Origin of the sequence: Mesorhizobium sp. M0664 (assembly GCF_040320565.1) — a bacterium.
Classification (GTDB): Bacteria; Pseudomonadota; Alphaproteobacteria; order Rhizobiales; family Rhizobiaceae; genus Mesorhizobium.
This window is the reverse complement of record NZ_JAMYPW010000002.1, coordinates 1-12,009: the sequence shown is the minus strand read 5'-3', so window position 1 is coordinate 12,009 and position 12,009 is coordinate 1. Positions and strand designations below refer to the sequence as shown.

Genomic DNA, 12,009 nt, shown 5'->3' with positions numbered 1-12,009 from the left:
GCTCTATTCGACCAGGCTGAAGCGGCCTGGCCCGCAGGCCCGGCTGGTATTGTCGTGTGCAATGTCGTTGCCCGGCAGCAGGAAACTGGCGCTGGAGGCGCTGTCGGCGAAACTGACCGCGCAGCGGAAGCCGGACACCGTCGAGGTGGTGAAATTCGCCGACGAACCGCGCTCGAGCTGGATGGCGGAGCCGACCGTAAGGCCAGCGGCCATGGGCGCGAGCCCGTCCGAGCGACCCGCCACGACCGCGCCGCGCAGAACTAGCGGATTGGCGGCGGCGATGTCCGTGAAGGCCATCCGCATCAGGCTGTCGGAGGTGAGCACCGCGCCGAAGCGTGCGCGCACAATGCTGGAGCGGGCAGGCGCTTGGGCCGAGATCAGCAGCCGTGCCCGAACGCCTTGGATCGCCAGCATGTCTGCTTCGACCCTGAGCCCGCGCGCATAAAGGTCCGCCAGGCACAGCGACGCGCCCCGCGCGATCGGCGACAGTCCGTCCGCCACGGTGCCGATAGTCACATCGTCGAGCGCGACCGCGCCATTCTGCGCGATCACGGCGACGACCTCGTCGGTCGTTTGAGCGGCTGCCCGCGCCAGATCGATCCGCTCGAGTTCGAGCCGCGGCAATCCATCGGCGACGATGATCACGCCTGTGGCTGACAGAATGCATGACGACGTGCCGGCAGGCACTCGGTTGGCGGTGCCGACGAGCCGCGTGCGGGCAACGCCGGGGGCCGGCGCCATGTGCACGGTCTTGAACGGCAATCCCTTCAGGATTAGCGTCTGCGGCATCTGGACCGATGCGGGCAGTTCGAGCCTGAGATTCGCCCGCCCGGCGCAATCGCCCTCGGCAGAGAATTGCGCCAGCGTCAGCGTGCCGCCATCATTGATGCGGCGAAGGCACGTATCGCCGGCCGAACCCCGACAGTCGAACCCGGTACCCGGCGCCGGAGCGGCTGTCAGCGCGCGATCCGTCTCGCCCATCCAGTCGCCAATGCCGGGGGCGGAGAGGCCGAGCGCCAACGTCAGACGCGGGCAACCCGTAAATGACAGGCTTCGCCCCTCCGCGAAGATCCAATCCAGCCGCGCATTGCCGAGGGAGTCAAGCGAGGTGATGGACAGGCCGGCTGACAGCGGCGTCAGGCCGAGGTCGATACCCGGCTGCGCGAAGGTCGAGTGCTCGCGCTGATAGCCATCGCAATTCGACAGACACAGGTCGACGAAGGGCGCCGAACGAAGCGCCGCCACCGCGTCGGCGCCGAGCAGGGTTACGGCCTCGGCCTCAGCGATGCCGAAGAATGATCGCAGCTTCTTCTCCGCCGCTTCCGCTCCGGCTGCATCGGCAATGATGTCGCGCGTCGCCTTGCCGTCAAGGCGCACAATCGGCAGGTAGGAGGGCTGCGCACCGTCGCCCGGCGGCGCGTAGCGCACGACATAGATCGTGTCGCCAATGCTTTCGGCGCTGAGGAAGGTTTCAAACCGGTGCAGACTCCAGCGCGCCGCACTCGCCACCGCTACATTCGATGTGCCGCCAAGATCGGCGCGCCCGCAATCGAACACGAAGGGTGTCCCGACATCGGGCGGCGCGACGAAGCCCTGCAGTACGCCAGGGAGTTGCAACCGCTCGCGGATAGCGAGCGCTGCCTTGATCTCCGCGCAGGCGGCGGGGACGGCGAAATAACCGCTGCCCGAGACGGCGGGGAGATAGTAGTTGCCCGATGCCTCGACATCGGCCCAGATGGCGGTCGTCGCCGGCCAGTCGATATCGAAGGCCGTGCCGGGGCATGGCAAGCGCGGCTGCGCGCCGAAGCCGTTTTCGGTCTGAAGCTTGGCGAACGTTGCCTCCGAGACGATAGCGGTGTCAGGCAGGTGCAGCAGCCGCTTCGCCTGGCCGGCGCTGGCGCAGCCGGCAAGCTCCACCGCCTTGCCGTCGAAAAGCGCGACATAGACGTCCTTGTTCTGATCGGTGACGAAAGCGTCAAGCTGCGGCTCGGCGGGGGCCACCGAAGTGCTGGCGAGAAACAGGGTGAGCAATGCGGCCGCCTGTCTCATCTCAGTTCGCTCAGGCAGCTTGCCGCACGGGTGGGCTCCGTATTGACTTCGGTCATCAACGGATCGAGGCCGGCCGACTGGCACAGCTCCTTGACCGAGATCGAGTGCGGCCCCTGGAAATCGACCTTGAGAGTTCCATTGCTCATCTGCCCGTTCTGGCCGATGCACAGCGGATTGTTGGCGAGCGCCGGCCGACGGCAGGTGCGGATGACGTCGGCCATTGCCCGGCGGTTGGTCAGTTCGCAGAAGTAGATGCGGCAAAGCGCGGCGACTGCGGCGCGGTTCTCGGCGTCGGCATTGATGATGCGCTTGATGTCGGTGATCAGGCCGCTCGCCTTGGCTGCGAATGCTAGGCCTTCGACGCGAGTTTTCTCGCCCGCGATCTCGCCCGACCGTTCGGTGATCTTCGGCATCAGGTTGATGTTTTCCGAGGTTATGAACAGGCCGCCTTTCCAGCGGTCGAACTCGTCGAGGATCGAGGTCGCCCTCAGGATCGCTTCGCGGTAGGCGTTGTAGATCGGCCCCATCTTGGTGTCGCGCGCCGCCTCGTAAACCTGGTTTAGCGCAGCGTATTCCTTGTTCACCGCGTCGGCGCCCGCCTTGATACCGTCGATGCCGGCGCGCGAACTCTGCACCAGACCCTCGGCACGCTTCAGCTTGCGGGAAAACATCGCCGTAATCGGGCTCTCGACGCTGGCGAAGTAGTTTTCGATCACCTTGCCGGCCGCTCCGTCGGCGAAGGCATTGATCTCGGTGTCAGACAGATTGGAGATCAGGCCGCACTGGGCGTCGAAATCGGCGCTCAATGGCCCGGCCTGGCAGGCGCTCATCTCCGCCAGTCTCTGATCGAGCGTCCGGTTCGAAGCAAGCCCGTCGGCATACTCGAACAGCGCATGGTTCCATTCGATTGCATTCAAGTCAGCCTGGCTGTGCCGCCGGTCGCGGCAGAACAGCGTCTGCTCCATCCGGCTCTGGTTCCCCGAAGCGCGGTAGGCGTCGAGGTGACGCGTCGCCTCGGCGCAGGTCGCCAGACCTGAAATCAGCCCGGCAAGCTGCTGGTGGACGGGCGGCAGTCCGCGTGTCTGCGCCTCCCGCATTAGATTGGCGGCGCGTTGGCTGTCTTCGGGACTGCGGGCCGGGCGGTGGAAGACGCAGAGGCCTTGCTCGAAGGTTTTCAGCGTGCCGTCCGGAATGGCCGGCCCCTCGCAGTTTGGAGCGTCGAGAACACGCGATTCGATCCTATAGCCGGCAAGATTGTCGACGAAGAGGTCGCGCGCGGCCGCTCCCGTCGCGCCAAGCGCCATGCCGAGCGCCGCTGTGGCGATGATCGCTCTCATGGCGCGCTCGCGAAGATGAAATAGAGGGTGAACACAGCGCCGTCGAAGGGGCAGTCGCTCGGCTGCAGCGACAGCCGGTATGAGCCGATCAGCGGCGCGCCGAGATAGGGCAGGATCAGGCTGGTGTCGTTCGACGGTCCGGGTGCGCGGGGGAACTTGCGCGCCTGGTAGCGATCCTGAACCCAATAGCGGATGATCCGGCTGATCTCGTCGCCGCTGTCGGCTTGGTTGAAAAAGGTCTGCAAGGCGACCCGCTCCGGCCCGACCGAAATGTCGGCGCGGACCTCGTTCGACCCCTTGGTCAGCGGCTTGAACACGAAGCCGCTGCCGCGGTGTTGCAAGGCGAAGCGGTTCCACTGCGCGCCAGTGCACTGGTAGTCGGTGCCGATGAAGACATCGATCAGTGTCAGATTCTTGCGCTCGCGGAATTTGTTGGGCGCCCATAGCGCGAAATAGCCGTTCGCTTTCATCAGCCCGTCGGTCGATGCGAAGGGCGAAACCTCGAACTCGACATTCTCGTCGAGCGCCAGCTTGCGGGCGAAACCGGAATTGGCGGGCACTACGATCTGGGCGACATCGATATTGATCTGCCGCTCGTCGAAAAAGCGCTTGGCGACAATGTCGTCGATCATTGCCTGCAGCTGGGTTGCGTTGCGCACATAGACCTCGGGCACAGTCGCGGCCTCGCCGGTGAAGGCCTGCACCACTTCAAAGCGGCGGCGCATCAGGTGCATCAGCCGGTTGGCGGTCTCAAGCACGCGCCGCTTGGTCACCAGATATTCGGGAATGCCCTTCATCAGGTCGGCTACGGTGTCCTGGGTCGCGATGAACAGATTCTTGCCCGTCGCCGGATCGTCGATTTGGGTAACGAGCTTGGTCATGTCTTCTTGCTGCTTTGTCACCTCCGCCTGAATGTCGCCCTGGAACTTCAGGATGCTGTCCTGGAGCGCACGGCTCTTGAGACCGAGATCCTTGGCCTGGTTCAGGCCCGCGACGAGTTCCTCGGTGTTGCCGCGCGACTGCGTGATGCGCTGCTCGACGAAAGCGAGTTCGGCATCGTTCAGCGCCAGCATCTTGTCCCTCTGCCTGTCGCGTAGTTCGTTGATCAGGTTGGTCGAGGCATTTGATTTCTCGGCGAGGCCGGTAACGGTCGTCTGCGCAGCGCGGACGCGCTCGATGCGGCCGTTGGTTGCCGCGACCAGTTCGGCAACACGTGCATTGTCCTCGTTGAGCTGAGCTTCCGACAAGGACAGCTTGTCGAGTTCGAGATTGAGGATCGCGATCTCGTTGGTCAGCCGGTCGATCGTGCGCTGCTGGTCGGTGATCTGGAAACTGAGCATGTCGTTTTCGCGCGCCTGAAGATCGAGTCCGGCAAGTATTCGTTCATGGTCGGACGTGAGCCGCGCCACCTGTTCGTCGATGCCGAGATCCTGGCTCTGGCAGTCGACCGCCGCCATCGAGCCCTGCAGTGTCAGCTCCTTGATCTCTTCGGCCCCTTGCGCCAGCCGGCCGGCGAGTTGGAAATGCGTGTCGATCAGCGCCCGGGCCTTGAGCGCCTTGTCGAGGTCGAGTTCCTCATTCGCTTGGCGCAGCTGCGTGATCCTCTGCTGCAGGCCGTTGATCTGGTTGATGTTCTCCTGCGTCACCCGCCCGGTCGCGATGATCGTCGACAAGATCGACTGTGCCGCTTCGAGCGACGCCTTGACGACCTTGGAGGTATCGATCTTGGTCGCCGCGCCGCTGGCGAGCCCGCAGGCGCAGACGTTGACCTCGGGTATCGCCGCGGAGATCGCGTAGGCGGCCTGGATGGCGGTGAGCGTGATCTGCGCGGCCTGCGTCGTGCCGTTGAACGCAGCGAACCAGGCGATCACTTCGGTCAACTGGCCGTCGACCTGGTCGCGGGCTTCCTCAAGGTCCGCCTTTTTCTTGGCATAGGCGTCACGCTCGGCTTCATAGAGCTTCTTGGCGAAGTCGGTTTCCGTCTGTGTGAACGAGCCGCAACTGACGTTCGCCAGTTCCTGCGGCAGCGAGACGTTCGACGTGATCATCTGCTGGTCGGACATCAGCGGCTCGACGTCGGCGAAATCGGCGTCACCGATGACGCACTTCATCAGGAAAGCCCTGGCCTGGGTCTGTGTGGCCAAGAGCTGAGCCCTGAGGCCCGACTGTCCATCAGGGCCGCACATCTGGGCGACATACTGGTTGCGCGTGAAGGCCGGCGTCACTGTCTGGCACGGCTGTTCGCCCGCAAGCAGCGGGGTGAATGGATGAGCCGGCGCCTCTCCGATCAGGGCGAGCTGGTTCTCGATGCCGCAAAGCTGTTCGCGGTCGACGGCCCGGCGGCGCTGATAGAGATCGGTCTGGCGCAGTTGCAGTTCGGTGATTGCGTCGTTGGCGCGGGCGATCGCACCCTGGTTGTTGGTGATCTGGGTTTGGAGGATCTGCCGCTGGCGAACTGCCTGTTCGAGCTGGTTGGCGTTGCGCTCGGTCTGGCGGGCATATTCGGTGATCTGGCTCTCGAGCGAGGAAATCTGCAGATCGAGGTTCATCTGAGTCATTTCCCAATTCAGCAGCCAGCGCAGTTCGTTGCGCCGCTCGACTTCGGCCTCCTTGGAGAGGACGATGAGATCGAGTTCCTGCCTGTCATTGATCTGACGGCGCTGGTTCTCGAACTCGGCGATCTTGGTGCCGAGCTCGATCTCCAGCGACCTGATCTGCTGGCGATAGCCGAACGTGTCCTTCTCGGCGTCGACCGCGTTGATCTCTTGCTGGACGGTGGTGGCGAAGGTCTGCGCCTCGTGCTCCAGCTTGCCGATTTTGTGGGCGATCAGGTTGACTTCCTGGCTGCGGATCGTCCGCTCCTCATCGATCGCGCGGGTCGCTTGGCCTTCCTTGTTCGCGTACCACCGCTCAACCAACGCCTCGACATTGCGCTCGACCTCGGTCAGTCGCTGTTCGCTTTCGGCCAGGGCCTGCTGCAGTTCTTCGAACGGGATCGTGGTGAACTGCATGGGGTCGATGTTGAGGAACAGGAAACCTTTGTGCACGCTGTCCATGCGGGCATCGAGGTCGCTGTGCTGCAGCAGCAGGTCGGCGCGCAAGTCGTCGTAGGTGGACTCGCCCGGAATATCCATCTGCGTCTCGACCAGCACCCACATTGCGGCCTCGTAATTGGTGTAGGCCTTGGAGAGGTTGGGTTGGCTGTCGAGGCCGGCGCCTCCGACAGCGCCCAACGTATCGTAGACCAGGAAGTCGAGCGCCTTGACGCGCGCCTCCGAGAGGGTCTGGTACCAGACGTCGCCGGTGTTCATAAGCAACTGGATCTTCAGCGAGGACAGCGCCGTCAACTGCCGCACGAAGCTGCGGTAACTCGCATCCGCTCCCGCCGCGGCTCCCTGGTCGTTGCCTTGTTGCCGCGCGAGAATGCGAAGACCCCTGTCGACGATCTCGATGCCTTGCCGGCCGAATTCCTGCGCCGCCTGCGGCGAAACCGGCGTATCGTTTCGGCTGACACCGCTCGCCGACGACAGGAAGGGCATGTCGGCCGCGAGGAACAGGCGGTAGCGCCCGAGTTGCAGATGGCAGTCGAAATCGCACACGATCGCCAGCCGTCCGGTCGCCTCGTCGCCGCAGGTCGTCAGGAACTGTTCGAGTTCGGTGGCGACTTCACCCATATATTTTACGTCGGCGCGGAAATTAGCGATCTTCAGCAGGGTCGTCAGCTCGCCGGCATGGCCGGCCGCCGCGTCGACGTCGAGCGCCATGCAGTCCTGCGCGCGCGCCATTCCCGCAGCGCCGAAGACGACGCCGGCAACCAGTCCGCAAAGCAGGAAAAACCGTCTCATGGCTGCCCCGTCGTCAGAAGAACCTCGGAAATCTGGCGCACGTGCCGGGCAAGTTCGGCCATCTGCGCCTTGGAAAGCGAAGGATTCTGGAACCGCCCGACCACCGCCCGGGCATGATTGATGCAGTCTTCGTAGGGCCCATTGATCTTCGCAGTCAGCGCGCCGGTGTCCAGCGTGAGGTCGAGCGTCGAATACGCGCCGGCCAGTCCTGCGCAGGAAGAAAGCTCTGACGTGATCGTCGGATCGTCGACGACATGCGCGAGGCCGGACAGAGCCGTCATCACCCCTTCGATTTGTCCGACGATCTGTGCCATCCTTGCCTTACCGTCCTCGAACTCCTTCAGCGAATCCGGCTGGTTGAGGCTGGAGAGATCGACGGCCTGCAGCGTGGCGATCGTCTCGGCTGCTTTCAGCTGGTCCTCCTTGACAAGCACCATGTTGGCCTGAGCGTTGCCGAGTACTCGCTCCAACTCCATCACCTCGGCCGACTTGATCGTCACGTCCATCTCGTTGACCAGCGACTGATATTGGGTCGAAGCGGCGTTCATCAGGTTGAGCGTGTCGTCGACCTTCGTCCTGACCGCCTTGACGATCTGTTCGCGCACCCGCGTCTCGATGAGGCCGGTCGTCTCGGCCCGCCCACGCACTGGCTTGGCCGAACAGACCAGCTTTGCCAGCGCGTCCGAGCCGAGCCGTGCACGCACCGCCCCAACGATCGGGAATAGCGGGCGCCAGGCAGCAGGCAGCGCATCCGCGCTTGCGCCCGACAAAGGTCCAGCATCGATCTCGTTCATACGCGTCAGATGCCGGCATTTCTCCTGCAAGTCGGCCCCGGAAAAGTAAAGCCGCCCGGTGATCAGGTAAGCCTCGATCGCGGCTGCGTATTGTCGCCCGACGAGGGCGGCGAGTTCTTCAGCGTTATCGGTCGAGACCGGGGCGAAGAAGCGGTAGCGGCTGAGATAGATCTCCGCCCAGGCGAGGCGGCGCATCAGCACCGAGGCGTCGTCGGCCGAAAGCGGGATGACCGGAAAGCCGACGCTGCGGCTGCCGCCCGAGGGGGCAGATGCCTCGCCGATCACCTCGCCGGCGAAGGGCAGGCCGAAATTGGGCTGCGTCGCCTCGTGACTCGGTTCGACGGCGACGGGGCCGGGGGCGAGCAAGCTGAACCGGGTCGTTTCGGGCGTCGCGTTCGAGAGCGTGGCGTTCCAGAAGCCGTCAAGTTTTTCCGATGTGTAAGCGCGCTCCAGAATCGATGCGCCGCCGGCTTCGCTGGCCAACACGCAACTGACGATGACGGATAACGCGATGTCTCGGAAGCTTGTCATCGGCAGTACCACACCCTGTCGGCTGCGCCTGCCTGGGCGCAGATGCCGGTCGCAGCGCCGTGCGCCTTCCAGTCCGCCTTAATCTTGGTGAGATCATTGAATGCGCCCTGTGCCGCGTTGTCGGCATGAACCTCGGCATCCAGTCGCCAGAAGGGCTTTGCCGGATCGGTCGGGAGCAGCACCCCGATCATATTGATGTGGAAGGCGGAGACTTTGAGAAAGTCCTCAGCGCTAGCGACGGTCTTGCGATTAAGATTGGCGTATTGCTCAGGCGTTACGTTGCCGAGCGCCCGCTTGAACTCTTCCTCCGAAACTTCGACGGAGCGCAGCATCTGCGTCGTCTTCGCTGCCAACCCGTCGAGGATTGAGGTGTTGGCGACCAGCGTCGCGCCCGCACCGCTCACCGGTCCGAAGATCTCCGCGAAAATGGCGCGGATCGCCTTCAAGTGCGTGTCGGCCGACTTAATCTCGACGCGGCGCAGCGCGATGCCCGTTTCGAGGTCTGACGCCCGACTGACGAAGCCACTCAGCGCGCCTTGCAGCGTTTCGAACGAGGAACGGGCTTCCGGCGGCGGCTGCAGGAACACCGAGCGCGCATAGCGTACGGCCTCACTGCGGGCGATGTCCTCGACGGCGGCGCGTGTGAGTGCCGATTCCGGGCAACCGGTTACGCTGCCGAGGTCGGTCAGCATCTGCGCGGCATGATAGATTTGATCCATCTGTCGCACCGTGCCGAAGGAGCCGCTGGTGGTGAACTCGGTCTCGACGCCGGACAGATAGTCGGTCAGGTATTCGCGCGCGAACTTCACCATCTCGCACTGCACGCCGGCGGCACGTTCGCGAATGTGGCGGCCGTAGAATGAGGCGCCGACGAAGTATTTCTGGTCGGGCGTCGGTTCGAACCGCTCGACGAAGAGCGACTGGATAACGGTATCGTATTCACCGCACGCATAGGTGCGTTCAAGGCATGCGGGGTCGGTCTGCAGGTCGCACTGCGATAGCGCGGGGCCGCAGATTTGCTGGGCTGCAGCGGGGTCAATTCCTTCGCCGTGCACAAGAAACGCCGCGACGATGATCGCTCGATTGAAGATGTACCTCTTCAACATAACGACCAAAGGAAAATGCACAAAAGCCTCCCCCACCGTCGAAACGGCGGCCTCATTGCTCTTTACTGGCAATATGCTAGCAGGCTACTTTTGGTATTTGTTCGCTACAGCGGAAATTGGCCGCCGAAGGCGTGGCCAATTCAAATTCAGCTTCGCTTTAAAATGCACTGCTAAAGTAAGATAGAACGGTTTGTCTGTCGATACACGTGGCTTTTTGCATTCCGTTACGGAAATGCGTGCCTAAGTGTTGATGCAGTTAACGCATCGTAAAGAGTTGTCTTTTCCGCTCTCTTGGCCCCGTCCAAGCATCGTTCGGCGCCCACGGTTCGAATGCGGGAGGTCACGATCTGGCCTTGGGCCCTAACCTCAACCAATCTGCGCGGGCTGCCAGGCAGCTAGTCCAAGCCTGTGGCGGGCGCCCCAAAAACGCACCATACGCCTGCCTTCTTGGACGCTTCAAGCGGACGCACCAGAGTGGTGGGGGCACTGAAGGCAACGACCGCAAAGGACCCTGCCAGGCCCGGCCATTCAGTGCGGGTCCAGTATTCGGTTTCGCTACGTGCGAGCGGCGGCAGCTTGTATTGCGCGAACGCCTCGCGCTGACTTGGCCAGTCTGCCGAATCGAGGCTCGTCAGTTCCGCCATCGTCGGAAGCTCCCAGCCCATGTCGCCGTGCGGCCCGCCTTGCCCGAGCGTGGCGCAGTACCCCATCGCATCGCTCAGCGTTGCGGGTTGATCAAGCCTGTCTAGCCGGGCAACAAGGCAAGTGCGTTGGTCGACGAAAGCTTTGCCGTCATGTTCAGCGAGCAACCAGAAATTTTGATCACTCAGCGGCTGGCGGGCTTGCTTGTGCACGATACCGCAAGGTGCAGCTTGGGATTGTGACGCTGATATGGTTGCAAAAAAGGCAAGCCCTATGCTGAAAGTCGCAAGAGTGGCGATCCGATGCATGCCTTCCTCCTCCTTGGCCGCGCGTTCGACATGGCAATCGGAAGCGTACTTGAACCGGCGAACAATTGAAAGTTCCTGCACTTCCCTGGTTGCCTTGTAGATGATCGAGGGTCCGACGAAGTGTATGCGTGCAGCAATCCTCGAGCCGAACACCGATCGCTTACCCCTTCATCGAGCAACCGGGAGTATTGGCTTGTGCTCATATGCGCCGAACGATCAATTCTGGTCTGGAAGTAATCCTCGGCCGTTCTGCGCCGTCGAGCCAGAGAACAAGCTCAACCGCACTCGTCCGTATCTTCGGACCGAGGACCGAGCTTTCGATGTCGGTCTTCACAAGGTCACATCCGCGCAACATGCTAACGATGGCGAGATTCAACAAAGCTCGATGACGCGAGCCACCATACCGATCGAGGAAGCGCGGCATGAGGGGTGAGATCAAGCAGGGCCAGTCAGCGATGCGGTAGAGGGAAATGGCCTTCCAACGCAGAGGGCGCGTGTCTCAAGTCCACAGGGGTAGGGTTGGCATAGTTGAACGACAATGGTGGCCACGCCCAACCGATCACAGACCAGGTGCTAGAGTCTGCGCCTTATGCCCACCTCCGAACCTGCGCCATTTTACCGACATCAGCTCTTGTCGAAGTGCGTCAACGAGGTGAGCCCTAACGACTGCAAGATGTTTGAAGGTTTCCAGAGGCGGGGTGCGCCTCGCCCGCCGTCACAGCAATGAGAACCCCAAAACGGGGGGCATGCATTCCATATCATCGTCATGACGGAGCGGCCGCCGCAGATCGGAGCGTCTGAACGTCGTCATTCCGTCCTGTCGTCAGGAGCAGTGTGTTCGGGCCAACCCACCCGTTCGGGTTTCCCCCACATCGCAGGCTGGTCGCGAATATCGGCCCAGGCTGCCTCCTGCGCGGCAGCGCAAGTTGCGACAGCACCGCAAACCGGTTTGTCGCTGGGTTTGGAAGAAGGGATACTCTCGCGAACCAAATGGCCGCCTGGCGCAAAAGCGGGCGAGAAATATCCGCCTGCGCTTGAAGGTAAGCTGTTGCTAAATGCCGGTGAGATCTTCGCGACATTGACCTTGTGGCCTGCTGCGGCCGGCAGGCCGTAATGGCGGATGCGGTGGAATCCGTCGGGTAGCACGTGGATCAGGAAACGGCGGATGAACTCGTCGGTGGCCAGCCGCATGAGCTTGTGACGGTCACGGTTCTTGATCCGGTAATCCTTCCAGCGGAAGGTGACCGTCGAACGAAGCGACCACACATCTTTTCATCTCCTCCCTCACAGCCGCCAAATTCGTCGCGGTGTGCTAGAAGCCGTCGGGCAAGTGGCGTGACGAGCTCGAAAAATAGTTCGCGGCTTCGGACGGTGCGCAGATGCTTTTGTGCGCCGGG

6 protein-coding genes and 1 pseudogene are annotated in these 12,009 nt (G+C 62.8%); all 7 read right to left on the bottom strand.

Annotation, left to right across the window (positions count from 1 at the left end; translation table 11 throughout):
* Positions 1 to 3 precede the first annotated feature (3 nt).
* Entirely contained in the window at positions 4 to 2,049 is a 2,046-nt protein-coding gene (locus NKI39_RS02825; RefSeq protein WP_352830618.1) for a hypothetical protein, read from the bottom strand.
* Positions 2,046 to 3,386: a hypothetical protein gene (locus NKI39_RS02820; protein WP_352830616.1), complete on the bottom strand. Its 1,341-nt coding sequence runs from the start codon at positions 3,384 to 3,386 to the stop codon at positions 2,046 to 2,048. The genes NKI39_RS02825 and NKI39_RS02820 overlap by 4 nt, the downstream gene beginning before the upstream one ends.
* Entirely contained in the window at positions 3,383 to 7,231 is a 3,849-nt protein-coding gene (locus NKI39_RS02815; RefSeq protein ID WP_352830614.1) for a coiled-coil domain-containing protein, read from the bottom strand. The genes NKI39_RS02820 and NKI39_RS02815 overlap by 4 nt, the downstream gene beginning before the upstream one ends.
* On the bottom strand, positions 7,228 to 8,556 hold the full coding sequence (locus NKI39_RS02810) for a hypothetical protein (protein WP_352502899.1): 1,329 nt from the start codon (positions 8,554 to 8,556) through the stop codon (positions 7,228 to 7,230). Before NKI39_RS02810 ends, NKI39_RS02815 begins: the two co-directional genes overlap by 4 nt.
* A complete protein-coding gene (locus NKI39_RS02805; protein WP_352830917.1) occupies positions 8,553 to 9,662 on the bottom strand; it encodes a hypothetical protein in 1,110 nt (369 codons plus the stop codon). Before NKI39_RS02805 ends, NKI39_RS02810 begins: the two co-directional genes overlap by 4 nt.
* A gap of 395 nt (positions 9,663 to 10,057) precedes the next feature.
* Entirely contained in the window at positions 10,058 to 10,693 is a 636-nt protein-coding gene (locus NKI39_RS02800) for an Lcl C-terminal domain-containing protein (protein WP_352502897.1), read from the bottom strand.
* Between the two features lie 726 nt (positions 10,694 to 11,419).
* Positions 11,420 to 11,857, bottom strand: a pseudogene (locus tag NKI39_RS34270) (transposase); the annotation flags it as partial.
* Positions 11,858 to 12,009 lie beyond the last annotated feature (152 nt).